An 18,357-nucleotide genomic window follows, 5' to 3' on the forward strand; every position below is an offset into this window, starting at 1 on the left:
AATGGATTTATGATTTCTGTTGTTATCCTATGTCTTATGTAATAGTAACTGGACAGCGTTATTATACTACTGATGCTGATATTAATCAGGCAATAATACAATTAGGCACATTAGAAACATTTCTAACACAAGACGTTAATAGTATTCAAAAACAAATTGAATGTTTACCATGGATTCAACAAGTCAGTGTACGAAAACAATGGCCAGATACTTTGAAGATTCATATAGTAGAGCATATCCCGTTGGCGTATTGGAATGATTCACAGATAATTAGTGTAACAGGCATTATCTTTTCTACGTCAAAAGAAAATCAAGATCATTATATAAAACCAATACCAGTTTTGTATGGACCAGAAGGTAGTGAGCAAATCGTATTAGCTAATTATTATGTGTTTAATGAAATATTAAAATCTAGTAAATTTCAAATAAAATCAATAAAAATGGATGTACGTTGTTCATGGCAACTTGTTTTACAAAATAATATTCATCTAAAATTAGGTAGAAGCAATATAATTGAACGATTATATTGCTTTATTAAAAATTATCCTATTCTTCTTCAAAAAATTAATGAACAAGACAAACATATTGATTATATAGATTTACGTTATCATTCGGGTTTTGCGGTAAAATGGGTTTCTAATTCGATGACGTCTATATTTTGTGATAAATAAATAAAGGCAATCACGAAAATGATTAAAGCTTCAGATAAAAAATTGTTGGTAGGATTAGAAATTGGTACAGCTAAAGTTGCTACTATGGTAGGTGAAATCTTACCTGATGGTATCGTGAATATTATTGGATTAGGACATTGTCCATCGCGCGGTATGGATAAAGGAGGAGTAAATAATTTAGAATCAGTAATAAAATGTGTGCAATATTCTATTAATCAAGCAGAATTAATGGCAGGTTGTCAAATTTCATCTGTTTATCTTTCTTTATCTGGAAAACATATTAGTTGTAAAAATGAAATAGGTATGTTACCTATTTCTGAAGAAGAAGTAACACAGTCAGATGTAAATAATGTAGTACATATAGCTAAATCAGTTAAAGTCAACGATGAACATCGCATATTACATGTGATACCACAAGATTACGTGATTGATTATCAAGAAGGTATAAGAAATCCAATTGGATTATCTGGAGTAAGAATGCAAGCTAAAGTTCATTTGATTACTTGTCATAATGATATGGCCAAGAACATTGTAAAAGCAGTAGAACGATGTGGTCTAAAAGTGGATCAATTAATTTTTTCTGGATTGGCTTCCAGCTACGCTGTGTTAACAGAAGATGAACGTGAACTGGGTGTTTGTGTAGTAGATATTGGAGGGGGTACGATGGATATGGCAATATATACTGCTGGGGCTTTACGTCATACCAAGGTTATTCCATATGCCGGTAATGTAGTAACTAGTGATATAGCTTATGCTTTTGGCACGCCATTATCTGATGCAGAAGTGATTAAGATACATTATGGCTGTGCTTTGGAATCTTTAATTAATAAAGGAGAAAATATAGAAGTTCCAAGTGTTGGAGGGAGACCACCTCGAATTTTGCAACGTCATACGTTGGCTGAAATCATTGAGCCTCGATATATCGAGTTGATGATGCTAATTAATAAAGAAATATTACGATTACAATCACAATTACGTCAACTTAATATTAAACATCATCTTGCAGCAGGTATCGTATTAACTGGAGGGGCTTCTCTTATAGATGGATTGATAGATTGTGCGCAAAAAGTATTTCACACTCAAGTTCGTATTGCTTCTTCAATAAATATAAGTGGAATAATAAATGACATAAAAAGCCCACAGTATTCTACTGTTATTGGATTATTGCATTATGGAAAGGAATCTCATTTAAATAATGAAATAGATATAGAAAAAGAAATAACAATAAAAAATTGGATAAGAAAAATAAACAATTGGCTAAAAAAAGAATTTTAAGATTTTCATTGGTATATTAAAAATGAATGAAATCTATATAAAAAATTAATTTTTATAAAATAAATGAAGATTATTATGTGGAGAAAACTATGTTTGAACCGATGGAATTGACTAGTGATGCAGTAATTAAAGTAGTTGGTATTGGCGGTGGTGGTAGTAATGCGGTAGAACATATGTTGCGTGAACGTATCGAAGGCGTAGATTTTTTTGCTGTTAATACTGACGCCCAAGCTTTAAGAAAAATGACAGTAGGTCAAACTATTCAAATTGGGAGTTCTATTACTAAAGGATTAGGAGCGGGTGCAAATCCGGAAATTGGTCGTAATTCTGCAGAAGAAGATCGTGATGTATTGAAGGCTACCATAGAAGGTGCAGATATGGTATTTATTGCCGCGGGAATGGGTGGTGGGACTGGGACAGGGGCTGCCCCAGTTATAGCGGAAGTGGCCAAGGATTTGGGAATTTTAACTGTAGCTGTGGTTACTAAGCCTTTTAGTTTTGAAGGCAAAAAACGCATGGCATTTGCTGAACAAGGAATTTCTGAGTTGTCTAAATATGTAGATTCATTAATAACTATTCCAAATGACAAGTTATTAAAAGTTTTAGGACGTGGTATTTCATTGTTAGATGCTTTTAGCGCCGCTAATGATGTACTAAAAGGAGCGGTACAAGGCATTGCAGAATTGATTACTAGACCGGGTTTGATGAATGTAGATTTTGCAGATGTACGCACAGTAATGTCAGAAATGGGATATGCTATGATGGGTGCTGGAGTAGGATGCGGAGACAGTAGAGCAGAAGAAGCATCTAAATTAGCTATTGCCAGTCCTTTATTAGAAGACATTGATTTGTCTGGTGCTCGTGGTGTGTTAGTGAATATTACTTCTGGTTTAGATTTACGATTAGATGAGTTTGAAACCGTAGGAAATACCATACGTTCTTTTGCTTCAGATAATGCGACAGTAGTTATAGGTACTGCTTTAGATCCAGATATAAATAATGAATTACGTGTTACTGTAGTTGCAACAGGAATTGGTATTGATACACACTCAAATATTATGTTATCTAATACTAAAGAGGAAAAAAGAATGATACAAGGAAAGAATCATTATCATAATCAATCTTCTCAAGGAGTATCCACCTTTTTTAAAGAACCAAGATGTTCAGCGTCTGATACAGTAGATCAACAAAACACGGTTCTTGATAAAGATATAGATTATTTAGATATTCCTGCTTTTTTAAGAAAACCAGCAGATTGAAAAAGCTTATTTAAAATAATAATTAATTAATGCAAAATGTAATATATATTTATAAAATTTATTTTTCGAAGTAAATAGTAAGTATAATAGTCATGTGAATAAGATATCATAATTATGATAAAACAACGAACATTAAAACGCGCTGTACAAACTACTGGTGTTGGTTTGCATACTGGTAAAAAAGTAACATTAACCTTGCGACCTAATTTAGCAAATACTGGTATTATTTACCGTCGTATTGATTTATATCCCCCTGTGGATTTTCCAGTTAATGTTAAATCGGTAGGAAATACAGCATTATGTACATGTTTAATTAATAAATGTGGTGTGCAGATTTTTACTGTTGAACATTTAAATGCTGCTCAAGCAGGATTAGGTATAGACAATATTATTATAGAACTTAATGCTCCTGAAGTACCAATAATGGATGGTAGTGCTAGTCCTTTTGTATATTTATTGTTGGATGCAGGTATAGAAGAACTTAATAGTGCAAAAAAATTCCTTAGATTAAAACAAAGTGTACGTGTTGAGGATGGAGATAAATGGGCCGAATTAAGACCATTTGATGGGTTTACACTTGATTTTACTATTGATTTTAATCATCCCGCGATTAATGTTAATACACAACATTATTTTTTTAATTTTTCTTCAGAATCTTTTGTGCATAATATTAGCAGTGCACGTACTTTTGGTTTTATGCGTGACATAAAAGACTTGCAATCTCGTGGTTTTGCTTTAGGTGGAAGTTTTAATTCCGCGATAATAGTTGATGATTATCGTGTACTTAATCAAGGTGGTTTGCGTTTTAATAATGAATTTGTCCGTCATAAAATGCTTGATGCTATTGGTGATTTGTTTATGTGTGGGTATAACATCATTGGCTCTTTTATTGCTTTCAAATCTGGACATACTTTGAATAACAAATTATTAAAAACTGTTTTATCACGAAAAGATGCATGGGAAATTACCACTTTTTATAAAACATCAGATTTGCCTGTATTATTTTAATATCTATCATTTATTTTAATTAAAATACAGTAATGTTTCAATAGATTTTTAGTTATGTAATTGTGGATATATATTATTTATAACTAGGTTTGTGTATTATTATGAATTTGTAAAAGTGTATTTATAAATATATAAAGTATATATGTTAAAAAATGTTCTTAACATCAATGTCAATGAAACTTAAAAAGCATTAAAGTATGTAAATATCTTTATAATTTGTAGTAATAGATATAATAAAAATTTATATTTTAATTTATTTATCATGTGGATCGTATAGAACTATAAAACATATATAAACACTTTTTAAATATATTAGATTTGTTATATTTATAAATAATATTAATCAATAACTATCATCATATAATGGTGTTAACAATACTGATATTTATATGTACATAACATTCTTTATAAAAAAGTAAAGTTAACTAATATATAATAATATCCTGTTATTTATAATTTGCGTTTATGTAAATACTCGGTATTATCAAATTAATATATTAATATATGATAATTTTTGTTTTTATTAAGAAATTGATTTAAAAATTTTGGATGAATTTTAGATATTCTTATACTTAGTCTAGTGTACTTAAAATCTTCAATTAATGATTAAATATTATATGATATGTTTAGTAAAAGATATACACTTATATTTTATATAAGTTAGTAACCTATATTTGTTTATATTTTTAATTTTTTAGTTTGTATTATAAAAATATTTATTTTCTTATAATATATTTATTGTATAAGTGAAATGTGTGTAATATATATTATTAAATTAAGATATATAATATAACTTATGAGTATTATTAAAATGCGTGTGATATGTACATATCGCATATAATCAATAAATGTACAACAATATAATTGTTGTATTATTTATCAAATAACACATAGTGATTGTAATGAGATATAAACTACCATGATAGGACCGTTTAAGTTATTTTCTAAAATTTTTAAAAATAGAAACGAACGTGTACTACGTCGCATGGAAAGGGTAGTAGATGTTATAAACAATATGGAGAAGGATATAGAAAAATTAAGTGATAGTCAAATTTTTTATAAAACCAATGAGTTTCGTGAATCTATAAAATTAGGTGTAAGCCTTGAAGAGTTATTACCGCATGCATTTGCTGTAGTACGCGAAGCTATTAAAAGAGTATTTAACATACGTCTTTTTGATGTTCAATTGTTAGGAGGAATAGTTCTTAATAATTGCTGTATTGCAGAAATGAAAACTGGAGAAGGTAAAACTTTAACTGCCACGTTACCTGCTTACCTGAATGCATTAAGTGGAAAAGGAGTGCATATTGTTACGGTTAATAATTATTTAGCACATAGAGATGCAATAAATAATAGACCGTTATTTGAATTTTTAGGATTGACCGTAGGAATTAATTTACCAGGACAATCAATTGCTATGAAACGTGCTGCGTATGCAGCAGATATTACTTACGCTACGAACAATGAATATGGTTTTGATTATTTGCGTGATAATATGGTTTTTGTTCCGGAAGAACGAGTGCAACGTGGATTATATTACGCGTTAATAGACGAAGTAGATTCTATTTTAATTGACGAAGCTCGTACTCCATTAGTTATTTCTGGTCCATCAGATGATACTTCTTTACTATATTCAAAAATTAATGAATTAGTTTTTAGTATAATTCAACAAAATAAAAAAAGAATTAATGATTTAAAAAAAGAGGAATATTTTACGGTTGATGAAAAATCTAGGCAAGTTATATTAACTGAACGTGGATTAGTGTTAATAGAAGAGTTACTAATTAAATCTGAGATCATGAGTAAAGGTGAATCATTATATTCATCAGATAACATCATATTAATGCATCATGTAAATGCAGCATTGCGTGCTCATATTTTGTTTATGTGTGAAGTAGATTATATTGTTAAAGATGGTGAGATACTTATTATTGACGAGCATACAGGACGAGTGATGCCTGGTCGTCGTTGGTCGGATGGCTTACATCAAGCAATAGAAGCTAAAGAACGTGTAACCATTCAAAATGAAAATCAAACATTAGCTTCAATTACATTTCAAAATTATTTTCGATTATATGAAAAATTATCTGGTATGACAGGTACTGCGAATACTGAGGCATTTGAATTTCGATCTATTTATAAGTTAGATACTGTTGTGATACCTACTAATTGTCCTATGATTCGTAATGATCTTCCTGACGTGATTTATATGACGGAAAATGAAAAAATTAATGCTATTATTAATGATATTAAAGATTGCGTTAAACGTGGTCAGCCAGTATTAGTAGGAACTATATCAATTGATAAATCTGAAATTATTTCTCGTGCCTTGAATACAATTGGAATTGCTCATAAAGTCTTGAATGCTAAGTTTCATGCTGCAGAAGCGGATATTATAGCACAAGCGGGGTATCCTGGAGCAGTAACCATTGCTACAAATATGGCTGGACGTGGCACTGATATTGTATTAGGAGGAAATTGGCGCGCAGAAATAGCTGCGCTGCGTAAATCAAATGCATTTAAAATTTTACAGATTAAATCTTCTTGGGAAAAACGTCATAATGCAGTGTTAAAATCTGGGGGATTACATGTAATTGGCACTGAACGGCACGAATCTCGTCGTATCGATAATCAACTTCGTGGACGATCTGGACGACAAGGAGATGTAGGTTCATCTAGATTTTATTTGTCAATGGAAGATTCGTTAATACGTATTTTTGCTTCTGATAGGTTAGTAAGTATGATGAAAAAATTAGGTATAAGACCAGGTGAGGCTATTGAACATCCGTGGATTACTAAAGCTATTGCACGTGCTCAAAAGAAAGTAGAAAATCGTAATTTTGATATTAGAAAACAATTGTTAGAATATGATGATGTAGCGAATGATCAACGTCGTGTTATTTATGAGCAACGTGATAAATTATTGAATATGTCAAATATTAGTGATGTTATAAGCAATATTCGTTGTGATGTTGTTGATAAATTATTTAATATTTATGTTCCTTTGCAAATTGTAGAGAATAAAAGAGATCTAATAAAATTAGAAGAATGTTTAAAGAATGATTTTTATTTAGAATTGTCTATTGTGAAATGGGTAGAGATAGATCCTAAATTATATGAAGACAAAGCAAGATTATATCAGCGTATATTAAAAAAAATGATTCAACAGCACGAATATATTAAAAAAATAATTGGGACGAATACTATGTATTCTGTTGAAAAAGGAATTATGCTGAGGATGTTTGATTTACTCTGGAAAGAACACTTAGCATCAATGGATTATTTACGTCAAGGTATTCATTTAAGAGGGTATGCACAAAAAGATCCTAAGCAGGAATATAAAAGAGAATCATTTGCTATGTTTACTAAAATGTTGGACCATTTAAAATATGAAGTAATACGAGGAATTAGTGAATTATCAACAGAATCTTTTAATAAGAAAGAATCTACTTCGATTAAAAATAACGAACATTGTTACATGCAATCTACGAATTTAAAAGGAATTAATACTGAATCATCATTGATAAGTCAAATTATGTATAAAAATACACTGATTAAAAATAGAGTGATGGGTCGCAATGATTTTTGTCCTTGTGGATCTAATAAAAAATTCAAAGAATGTCATGGTAAACTTTCGTATAAATGTCATTAGTATATGAAAATAATTTAATTTTATATATTAGTTTAATAAATATAAAATTATAGGTCATTTGGTTATTGTGTTGATATTTAAAATGCTAAGGGTTTTAATTTTTGTTAAAACAAATTAATGATTATATGTTAATCAATTATTATTTTTTAAAAACTCACGTATGTGTTTACAATGATTAAAATGATATAGATTGTTTTTATTTGGTTGATTAAAAATGGTATTTTCGGGAGTTTTTATTATTTTTCATGTTCAGATAAGATTGGTGTAGTATAGAAACATATTGGTTGACTTCATTAATATTTTTATTATTTTCAATAACATCATCGGCAAAGGAAAGTCTATGTTGACGGGATGTTTGTGATAACAGAATGTTTGTGATATGCTGTTTGTTGATGTTATCTCTATTAACAATACGATTAAATTGGATATTGGTGTGAGCATCAATTACTAATATGCGATCTGCGTATTTTTGTAAGTTATTTTCTATCAGTAGAGGAACGATCCATAAAATGTAAGATGATTTATTAAGCAATAGGTTTATTGTCTTTTGAGTTTCTTTCCTAATAAGCGGGTGTAGTAGTGTTTCTAACCATCTTTTATTTTTATAATTAAAGAAAATTTTTTTTTTAAGCATAGATCTGTTTAATGATCCATTAGGAAGGAGTATATTAGAGCCAAAATATTTAGTTATAGCAATCAAAGCAATGCTACCAGGTTGTGTAACTTTTCTGGAAATTATATCAGCATCTATGACAGATACTTTTCCTTTTGATAAATTAGAAAATTTTTTAGCTATAGTGCTTTTTCCTGAACAAATACCACCAGTAAGCGCAACAATATAAGACATAATGTATTCTCGCTATAAAAATTATTTTGATAAAGCAAGATATTATATATAAATACAATCAAATTGGTATCTGAAATTTATTCATTTAATATTTATGAAATTAAGATGTAATATGTATATTATTAATTAATAGTAGTCAAGTGTTTTAATTCATAATATTTTAAATGGTTTTTTATTATATTGTATTGGTAGTGTAGTAATTAATAATATTTTTGTTTGTTAAAAACAAAAACTATTATTATGAACAGTGATAATTTTTATGTAATTATATGGGTTTTTTAAAAGTGTTATAGGTGACTTATATGTATAATTAAATTATTATTAAATTTAAGTATATTTAAGATTAAAAGTTATTATAATTTATGTATAAATCTATTTATAGGTTTTGTTATAAATATGTGTGATTATTAATCGAGTAATATTTATGTCAGATACATATAATGTTTATGTATGCATAATATATATGGTAGTTGTATATGTATAGATGTTATTGATATTGTAGATATGGGATGTTTATATGTTATTATATTGATTTAAATAAAAATTATTTTAAAAAATTAAAATTGTAGTCTAGTTGTATTTAATTAAAATTTAAATTTTATAAAGATATTGACATGAGTTGCTTTTAATATTTAGAACGGGAGCAAGTATATGCCAACAAATCCGTCAGGCAGTCGTAAAAATTCTTCTTTGAATGTATTAATCATTGCTGGAGTGACACCATATCAGCTCAAACCTGATGAAGAGTATATGAGTGTGGATCAACTTTTACATTTTAAATGTATTTTAGAGTCGTGGAGGGATCAATTGAAAAACGATTTAGGATACTCTATTTTGTGCAGTCAAAATGAAGGATCTGTTAACTTTCCAGATCCAGTAGATAGAGCGGCACAAGAAGAAGAATTTAATATTAAATTACGTAATCGCGATCGAGAACGTAGACTTATTGAAAAAATTGAAAAAACCTTAAAAAAAATAGATACAAATGAATTTGGATTTTGTACTTCATGTGGCGTAGAAATAGGTATACGGAGACTGGAAGCTCGTCCAACAGCTGATTTGTGTATTGATTGTAAAACTTTGGAAGAAATTAAAGAAAAACAAATGACTGGATAATTTATTTTAATAAAGAATCTTATATGTGTTGTTAATATACAACATATAAGATTCTTTAAATGCTATGAATATAATTTAATACAAAAATAACAGTTGATTTGTATCAGTATTGACATAATGTTATGTCTTGATTGTTATTTAGATTTTGTAATAAACGTATATAGATTAATAATTAATAGAAATGAATAATAAACTGGAACGAGTTTGGATAGGGCTAGGTAGTAATATGTTGAATCCTAAAAAACAAGCGGATCGAGCAATATGGTCACTTTCTAAGCTTCCAATGACTAGACTTATAACTTTTTCTTCTTATTATTGTAGTAAACCATTAGGACAGAAGGATCAACCTTATTTTTTAAATTCAATAGTGATACTGGATACTTATTTATCTCCAACATCTTTATTAAGTTATATGCAATATATTGAGAAAATGCAAGGACGTATACGTATAATTGGCTCTCCTTCTTGGCAGTCACGTACGTTAGATTTAGATATTTTATTATTTGGAAGACATATTATACGTAATTCAATATTAACTATACCACATTATGATATATTTAATCGAGAATTTGTAATTTACCCATTAATTGAATTAGACAGTTATTTAACATTTCCCAATGGAGAGATAATACAAGATATTGCTCAAACTGTACCTAAAAATGGTTTAATTTTTTGGAAAAATAATAATGTTAGGAATATACCTTGATAGGGTGCGCTTATTTTTGAATGAATTATTATTTTTAATAAAAATAAATTATGTAGTATAGTTTCTGTAATTGAGCATATATATAAATAATATATATGTCGTTATGTGTATTGTGTTTGTTAACGGAATAAATGTGTTTTAAGAGTTTGTTATAGATCTATTTGAAAATATGTATTTTTATTCAAGATATGTAGATATTACTGCAATTATAGTAATTACTTATAATATTGATCACAGTTTTAGTTGTTATTCTGAAACAATTATAAAAATTTAGTGTTAATATTAATTGTGTTTTATGTGCAAGAAGTAGTTGTTTTGGTATAAATATTGTATTTTAATTAGCGAATGTATATGATTATAGTTTTTCTATATTTAGTTTATATCAATACTAATACTTAGTAGAGTAATTTATGTTATAATAATTTTGAAAATTATTAATTAAGGAGCATAAATTATTTTATAATAATTATTGCTTAATTTTATTGTTGTAAAAGTTTAACAAATTAAAGAATATATCTAAATATTAGTTTTTTGGTTTACTATTTAAATTTAATGGTTTATTAATTTTTTTATCATTTTAATAAATAAAAATTTAAATTTTTAGATGTTTTCTATAGATTTAATTGATTTTTCAATTATATATATTACAAAAGTAATTTAAGTAATGAATAATATAAAGGATTTTATGTGTTTATATATATATAATAAATATTTTTATATAAAAATTTAATATGAATTATCTTAACAATAAGAAGAACTGTTTTTCTATTAAAAATTAATATTGAAGGGTTAATTCAGATAATATGTAAATGTTTGTATAAGTAATTGGTAATATTAAAAAAATTGTGTCACAACAATAGTGGCACGATATCATTGAAAATAATGGTAGTTTTAAAAAATATGATAATATTCGTGTTTGGAAAGTATGATAGATCTGATTATCGTTTGAGTAAATATATTATTATTCAATAGAATTTCTAAAAAACATTTGATTTCTCTTTAGTTGAGAGAAGATTGATGGGTTATTATAGTATATAGTATCTATTGTATAGTTTGATTTATTATTTTAACTTCAATGAAAATGTAATTCGTAATTTTGCGTTTTAGATTAATTCATTAAAAAATTGTGTATAACAAGTACTTCTATTTTTTTTATTAGAATATATTAGAATAAATATTATCTTTTATAAATTTAGATGGGTACTTTCAAACAGTACGATAAACAGAAATCATAAGTCTATTATATAAATATTATATTTATATGTATGTTATAAAATTGGGTGAATGCTGTTGATTATATATAACGAACAAATAATAAATTTAAATTTATACACATATTATACTGATTGTATTTTATATTAAGTTGATTTTGTGTCATTGTATTATTTTATAATATGAATGTATATATGTAATAAATGCTTAAATTTTGATGTTTTTAAATAAATAACGACCATGTATCAATTAAATAATCATATATTTATTTGAATATAACTGTATTAATAATATATTTTACAAATTATTATCACTATGTAGTAATGAGTATTACTTCGATGTTTATATATTTAAAAAATTAAAAATTATATGAAATTTATTCATATTCGTTTTTTTGTATTAGGTAAATCAGTAATTGATCCGTCATAGATAGATGATGCTAAAGCTATTGATTCGTATAAAGTTGGATGAGCGTGCATGGTTAAAGTGATGTCTTCTACATCGCAGCCCATTTCTATAGCCAATGCAATTTCTCCTAATATTTCACCAGCGTGTGTACCCAAAATTGTACCTCCAATAATTCTGTTTGTTTTTTTATTAAAGATTAATTTAGTCATACCTTCTGTACAATCTGCAGAAATTGCTCGACCTGAAGCTATCCAAGGAAAAATGGCAGCTTCGTAATCTATATTTTTTTCTTGAGCATCTTTTTCTGTATAACCAACCCATGCTATTTCTGGATCGGTATATACAATAGATGGAATTATTTTTGTGTCAAAATAACGTTTTTTTCCAGAAATGACTTCTGCGGCTATATGTCCTTCGTAAATACTTTTATGAGCTAGCATTGGGTGTCCAATAATATCGCCAATAGCAAAAATATGTTGTACATTAGTACGCATTTGTTGATTTACAGGAATAAATCCATGTTTGTCCACTTTTACTCCTGCATGTTCAATGTTTAATGTATTACCATTTGATGCACGTCCAATTGCTACAAGTAATGCATCATAACGATGAGTATTTTTTGATAAATTTTCTGTATTTTCCATAGTTACATAGATACCATCTTTTTTGGGTTCTACTATATTAATTTTAGTATTTAGAATTACATTAATATTTTTACTAATTATTTTGGTGAAATAATTAGTAATATCTTTATCTAGTACTGGCATAATTTGATTATATATTTCTACTATATCAATTTCTGATCCAAAAGCATGATATATTGTTGCCATTTCTAATCCTATAGCTCCAGAACCTATAATTAATAAGCGTTTGGGTATTGATTGTAAAGATAAAGCATCAGTTGAATTCCAAATACGTTTATCATTAGGAATAAATGGTAAAGATATAGAATGTGATCCTGCTGCTACAATAACGTAATTGAATGTGATGTTCAAAGTTACTTGATTGTTTTCAACTTGAATAGTATGGTCGTCAATAAATTTTCCAACTCCGTCAATGACTTGAATATTTCGCTTTTTTGCCATAGAACTCAAGCTATTTGATAGTTGAGTGATAATTTGATTTTTCCAAGAACGCGTTTTATCAAGGTCAATATGAGTTTCTCCTGGAAGTATGCCATATTTATGCAAATGTTTTTCTGTTTTAATTAATTTAGCAATATGCAATAATGTTTTAGAAGGAATACAACCAACGTTAAGGCATACTCCACCTAGATCAGGATAACGTTCTACTATTATAGTATCCATTCCTAAATCAGCGCAGCGAAAAGCCGCAGAATAACCCCCTGGTCCTGCACCTAAAACGAGAATATGAGTTTTTATTTGCATATGCATAATTTTGGCCTCTTAGATTTTAATGAAAATATTAATTATTTCATATAGTTTAATCAAATACATATAAATTTTTGTATTATTTATATAAATCTATCCTTGACAACAATCTATTATATATCTTCAGATGGATAGATTGTTGTCTATATAGTTTATAGTATAAAATTACAAATTTTCATAAAAATTTTTTTTCCAGAAATTTATTTTTATATGATTAATAATTTTACATAGATAATAGTCTGATATCAGAAATTATTTTATTAATAAGCGTTATGAATCGAGCGCCATCAGCTCCATCAATAACTCGATGATCATATGATAATGATAAAGGTAACATTAACCGTGGAGTAAACTTTTTTCCAGTCCAAATTGGTTTGATGCAGGATTTAGACATTCCTAAAATAGCGACCTCTGGGGCATTGACAATTGGAGTAAAAGCTGTTCCTCCTATTCCTCCTAAATTAGATATAGTAAAATTTCCTCCTTGTATATTAGTAGGATTCAATTGATTCTTAGAACGAGCTTTCTGTGAAAGTTCTATCAATTCTTGCGATAATGAAATAATATTTTTTTTATTTACATCTCGTAGAACAGGTACTAATAAACCTTTAGGGGTATCTACTGCTATGCCAATATTAATATATTTTTTTAAAATTAATGTTTGACCATCTTGAGATAAAGAACTATTAAATCGCGGTAATTCTTCTAGTGCTTTTGCAACTGCTTTTATAACGAAGACTAGAAGTGTAATTTTACAATTTATTTTTTTCTTTTCAATTTCAAGATTTTGTTGTTTTCTGAAAATTTCTAAATCAGTGATATCAACTTCATCAAATTGTGTTACATGAGGAATGATTATCCGATTTCTTTGTAAATTTGTGCCAGAAATTTTTTGTATTTTATTTAAAATTACAGTTTTGGTCTCGCCAAATTTATTGAAATCTACTTTTGGCCAAGATAATGTAGGTAGTAATTTTTTATTATATTGAATAGATGATGATGTCGTATCTATATGATGTGTCAAAATACTGTTTATATAATTTTGAATATCTTCTTTGAGAATACGACCTTTACGTCCACTACCTGTTATTTTAGATAAATCCACTCCAAATTCTCGAGCCATCTGACGTATTAACGGTGTAGCATGAATATGTGGCATCATGATATTAACTTTAGTATGATTATTATGATTGCTTATATTATGATGAGTATATACTATATTTTCGATGTCATTGCTTGTTACAGGGTCAGAAGAAGGAGGGGTAATATTTTTGATATCATTAGGGGATGGAAGATTGGTATGATGATTTTGAGTATTGATTAGTAAAATCAAAGATCCTGTATGCACTTTGTCTCCTACATGGACGCAAATTTTGGAGATAGTACCAGAGCAGGGAGCTGGGATTTCCATAGATGATTTATCACCTTCTATTACAATGAGAGGTTGATTAATATTGATATTATCTCCAGTTTGCACCATTACTTCCGTGACCTCTAATTCATCCTCACCAATATTTGGTATGTTAATTTCCATTGTCATCGTGTTACTACCTCTCTTATAAAAGGCGTGGATCAATTTTGTCAGGATTAATATCAAACGTTTTAATAGCTTTTATAACTATATCAGTATCAATACGACCTTGTTTTAATAATTGAGATAATGCTGTGATAACTATATAACCTGTATCTACTTCGAAATGATGTCTTAAGTTTTTTCTACTATCAGAACGACCAAATCCATCCGTACCTAAGACAAAAAAATGATTACTTGGGATAAAACCTCTAATTTGTTCTGCGAATAACTTCATATAATCGGTAGCAGCTATAGTAGGGAAATTATTTAATACAGTAGTAACATATGGTATTTTAGGAGTATCTGCGGGATGTAGTAGATTCCAACGTTTGCAATCTTGTCCATCTCGTGCCAATTCAGTGAAAGAAGTAACACTATATACATCAGAACTTATATTGTATTCTTTAGATAATATTTGAGCTGCTTCTCGGACGAGACGTAAAATAGCGCCAGATCCCATTAGTTGAATTTTTCCATTTGATCCTGATAAGGACTCTAATTTGTAAATTCCTTTCTTAATACCTTCCTCAACTCCTGTTGGCATGGTTGGCATATGATATTTTTCATTTAATGTGGTTATGTAATAATATATGTTCTCTGGATTATTGCCATACATACGTACTAGACCATCCTGTATAATAACAGCTATTTCATATGCATATGCCGGATCATAAGAAATACAACTAGGAATTGTTAATGATTGAATATGACTATGTCCATCAGCATGTTGTAATCCTTCTCCGTTTAAAGTAGTTCGTCCAGATGTTCCCCCAATTAAAAATCCTCGAGCTAGCTGATCAGCGGCGGCCCAAAAAAAATCGCCTATTCTTTGAAATCCAAATATTGAGTAATAAACGTAGAATGGGATCATAGGGAAATTATTAGTACTATATGAAGTAGCAGCTGCTAACCAAGAAGCTGCGGCGCCTAGTTCATTGATACCTTCTTGCAAAATTTGACCTTGTTTGTCTTCACGATAGTATGCGAGTAACCCGTAATCTTGTGGAGTATATTGTTGTCCCATAGGATTATAAATGCCTATTTGATGAAATAATCCTTCTATCCCAAAAGTTCGAGCTTCATCGGCAACTATAGGAACTAATCTGTTTTTAATAGGTGTATATTTTAGTAAGATATTTAATATACGTACAAATGCCAGAGTGGTAGAGATATCTTTATTTTGTTGTGTTAATAAAGGATAGAAATGATCTAATGTTGGTAATTCTAATGAATAAGTAGAATCTTTCAATCTGTTAGGAATATATCCGAATAATGTTTTACGTCGTTCATGTAAATATATATATTCTTTAGAATTTTTTTTAAACCTTAGATAGGGTAGGGATTCGATTTGGTTGTCTTTAATGAGATTTAATTCAAATCTATCTCTGACATAACGTATTCCTTGTATATTAATTTTTTTTATTTGATGTGCAATATTCATTCCTTCTATATTAGAACCCATTCCATAACCTTTAACAGTATGTGCTAGTATCACAACGGGTTTTTCAGAGCTGGTTTTAGCTTTTTTTAAAGCGGCGAATATTTTTTTAGGATCGTGTCCTCCGCGATCTAATGCCCAAATTTCAGAGTCGCTCATATCATCTACTAATGCTTTGGTTTCCGGGTATTTACCAAAGAAATGTTTACGTATATATGCGCCATCTTTAGATTTAAATGTTTGATAGTCTCCGTCAATAGTTTCATTCATCAGTTGAATTAATTTGCCACTAGTATCTTTGTCTAATAATGCATCCCATTTGCTTCCCCAAATAACTTTAATTACTTCCCAGCCTGATCCTTTAAATATATTTTCTAAATCATTGATAATTTTCCCATTTCCTATTACCGGGCCGTCTAATCGTTGCAAATTACAATTAATAATAAAAATTAAATTATTTAATTTTTCTCTAGAAGCAATATTAAGCACTCCTTTAGATTCAGGTTCATCCATTTCTCCATCTCCTAAAAAGGCATATACTGTTTGCAAATCAGTATTTTTTAAATTTCTATTTTTTAAGTATTTTAAAAACTTTGCTTGATAAATTGCACTAACTGAAGCAAGACCCATAGAAACTGTTGGAAATTGCCAAAATTCTGGCATAAGTTTTGGATGGGGGTATGAGGGAAGTCCCAAATTTTTTGATTCTTGACGAAAGTTGTTTAATTGTTCTTCACGTAACCGTCCTTCAAGAAAAGCACGTGCGTATATTCCAGGTGAAATATGACCTTGAAAATATACTAGATCACCTTCATCTTGATCGTTACGTCCTCGAAAAAAATGGTTAAAACATACTTCATATAATGTAGCTGCAGATTGAAAAGAAGCGATATGTCCTCCTAATTCTAAGTTTTTTTTCGATGCATGTAGTACCATCATAATGGCATTCCAACGAATAACAGCGCATATATGTTGTTCTATTTCTAAATCTCCAGGATATTTCGGCTCATCTTGGACTGAAATAGTGTTTATGTAATTATTTTTTATTTCGTTATTAGAAACAATTACACCATGATTGCGAGCTTCATGTATAATTTGATTTATTAAAAATTGAGCACGCTCAGTACCTTCTTTGTGAATAACTGAAGAAATAGATTGTAACCAATCTTGTGTTTCTATTGGATCTATATCATTGGATAGATAGTTTGACATTTAGTATTTCCTTTTAATTTATTTAGAATATGTAATTTATTTATATTTTTATTATATAAATATTTATACACGTCTGTGGTTACAATAAACAAAATGATTAAAATATATTGATTATATTGTTTTAGTAATTATATATATTTTTAATAAGACTATTATGTGTTGATTCGAATAAAATCATATGGTTTTTCTGTAATATTATTGTAATGATATTTTTATAAGAGCGATTCATGATGAAGTAAATAAATAAAACATAATATTCAAAAGACATTATTTGTATTTTTCTATAAACAACACTTTATAAAGTGTTGTTTATAGAAATATTAACAATAATAATAGTACAATATATGAATAAATTTTAATTTATGATTAATATTTTAATTTTGTGTATTATTTTTGTAAATATAAGATAATTAATGTTATGTTAAATATGTAATTAGCAACATATAATCATAAGATATAATTATATTTTTAGATTTTAGTAATAATATTTTAAAAAATATCATTTATTTTTAGTCATATTGTTTTTAATAGTAAAATAATTTGTGTATTATGTTAATATTTTAAATTATAATTTTAAATGCAATAAATA

At 28.2% G+C, this 18,357-nt stretch carries 11 protein-coding genes; 7 read left to right on the plus strand and 4 right to left on the minus strand.

Annotation, left to right across the window (positions count from 1 at the left end):
- Nucleotides 1–29 precede the first annotated feature (29 nt).
- The 5 genes from Bsayi582_RS00740 to secA all read left to right on the plus strand — a co-directional run bounded on the left by Bsayi582_RS00740 (nucleotide 30) and on the right by secA (nucleotide 7,865).
- Complete coding sequence (locus tag Bsayi582_RS00740) at nucleotides 30–671, plus strand: cell division protein FtsQ/DivIB (protein WP_500815908.1); 642 nt, start codon at nucleotides 30–32, stop codon at nucleotides 669–671.
- A gap of 18 nt (nucleotides 672–689) precedes the next feature.
- Nucleotides 690–1,946: a cell division protein FtsA gene (gene ftsA / locus Bsayi582_RS00745; RefSeq protein WP_500815909.1), complete on the plus strand. Its 1,257-nt coding sequence runs from the start codon at nucleotides 690–692 to the stop codon at nucleotides 1,944–1,946.
- A gap of 89 nt (nucleotides 1,947–2,035) precedes the next feature.
- A complete protein-coding gene (gene ftsZ / locus Bsayi582_RS00750; RefSeq protein ID WP_500815910.1) occupies nucleotides 2,036–3,205 on the plus strand; it encodes a cell division protein FtsZ in 1,170 nt (389 codons plus the stop codon).
- Between the two features lie 114 nt (nucleotides 3,206–3,319).
- On the plus strand, nucleotides 3,320–4,213 hold the full coding sequence (gene lpxC, locus Bsayi582_RS00755) for a UDP-3-O-acyl-N-acetylglucosamine deacetylase (protein ID WP_500815911.1): 894 nt from the start codon (nucleotides 3,320–3,322) through the stop codon (nucleotides 4,211–4,213).
- 919 nt (nucleotides 4,214–5,132) lie between these two features.
- Nucleotides 5,133–7,865 carry a preprotein translocase subunit SecA gene (secA, locus tag Bsayi582_RS00760; protein WP_500815912.1) on the plus strand — a complete coding sequence of 911 codons (2,733 nt, stop codon included), beginning with the start codon at nucleotides 5,133–5,135 and terminating at the stop codon, nucleotides 7,863–7,865.
- Between the two features lie 208 nt (nucleotides 7,866–8,073).
- Here the strand turns inward: secA and coaE are convergent, their stop codons facing one another.
- Nucleotides 8,074–8,712 (minus strand): dephospho-CoA kinase, encoded by a 639-nt coding sequence (gene coaE / locus Bsayi582_RS00765; RefSeq protein WP_500815913.1) that lies wholly within the window; start codon nucleotides 8,710–8,712, stop codon nucleotides 8,074–8,076.
- A 651-nt stretch (nucleotides 8,713–9,363) separates the two neighbouring features.
- On the opposite strand from coaE, the gene dksA reads away from it, so the two are divergent.
- Both dksA and folK read left to right on the plus strand, forming a co-directional pair.
- Nucleotides 9,364–9,828, plus strand: a complete 465-nt coding sequence (gene dksA, locus Bsayi582_RS00770; protein WP_500815914.1) for an RNA polymerase-binding protein DksA — start codon at nucleotides 9,364–9,366, stop codon at nucleotides 9,826–9,828.
- Nucleotides 9,829–10,009: 181 nt separating this feature from the next.
- Entirely contained in the window at nucleotides 10,010–10,534 is a 525-nt protein-coding gene (gene folK / locus Bsayi582_RS00775) for a 2-amino-4-hydroxy-6-hydroxymethyldihydropteridine diphosphokinase (RefSeq protein WP_500815915.1), read from the plus strand.
- Nucleotides 10,535–12,126: 1,592 nt separating this feature from the next.
- On the opposite strand, the gene lpdA is transcribed toward folK, so the two are convergent.
- The 3 genes from lpdA to aceE all read right to left on the minus strand — a co-directional run bounded on the left by lpdA (nucleotide 12,127) and on the right by aceE (nucleotide 17,768).
- Complete coding sequence (gene lpdA, locus Bsayi582_RS00780) at nucleotides 12,127–13,551, minus strand: dihydrolipoyl dehydrogenase (RefSeq protein ID WP_500816078.1); 1,425 nt, start codon at nucleotides 13,549–13,551, stop codon at nucleotides 12,127–12,129.
- Between the two features lie 217 nt (nucleotides 13,552–13,768).
- Nucleotides 13,769–15,085, minus strand: coding sequence for a dihydrolipoyllysine-residue acetyltransferase (gene aceF, locus Bsayi582_RS00785; protein ID WP_500815916.1), 1,317 nt, complete (start codon nucleotides 15,083–15,085; stop codon nucleotides 13,769–13,771).
- Between the two features lie 16 nt (nucleotides 15,086–15,101).
- A complete protein-coding gene (aceE, locus tag Bsayi582_RS00790) occupies nucleotides 15,102–17,768 on the minus strand; it encodes a pyruvate dehydrogenase (acetyl-transferring), homodimeric type (protein ID WP_500815917.1) in 2,667 nt (888 codons plus the stop codon).
- Nucleotides 17,769–18,357 lie beyond the last annotated feature (589 nt).

Source organism: Candidatus Blochmannia sayi (nom. nud.), assembly GCF_059935855.1.

Bases quoted from the DNA above. Each gene is read 5' to 3' on its own strand.
- aceF (WP_500815916.1), bottom strand. From the start codon at position 15,085: ATGACAATGGAAATTAACATACCAAATATTGGTGAGGATGAATTAGAG.
- coaE (WP_500815913.1), bottom strand. From the start codon at position 8,712: ATGTCTTATATTGTTGCGCTTACTGGTGGTATTTGTTCAGGAAAAAGC.
- ftsZ (WP_500815910.1), top strand. From the start codon at position 2,036: ATGTTTGAACCGATGGAATTGACTAGTGATGCAGTAATTAAAGTAGTT.
- dksA (WP_500815914.1), top strand. From the start codon at position 9,364: ATGCCAACAAATCCGTCAGGCAGTCGTAAAAATTCTTCTTTGAATGTA.
- aceE (WP_500815917.1), bottom strand. From the start codon at position 17,768: ATGTCAAACTATCTATCCAATGATATAGATCCAATAGAAACACAAGAT.
- Bsayi582_RS00740 (WP_500815908.1), top strand. From the start codon at position 30: ATGTCTTATGTAATAGTAACTGGACAGCGTTATTATACTACTGATGCT.
- lpxC (WP_500815911.1), top strand. From the start codon at position 3,320: ATGATAAAACAACGAACATTAAAACGCGCTGTACAAACTACTGGTGTT.
- secA (WP_500815912.1), top strand. From the start codon at position 5,133: ATGATAGGACCGTTTAAGTTATTTTCTAAAATTTTTAAAAATAGAAAC.
- folK (WP_500815915.1), top strand. From the start codon at position 10,010: ATGAATAATAAACTGGAACGAGTTTGGATAGGGCTAGGTAGTAATATG.
- ftsA (WP_500815909.1), top strand. From the start codon at position 690: ATGATTAAAGCTTCAGATAAAAAATTGTTGGTAGGATTAGAAATTGGT.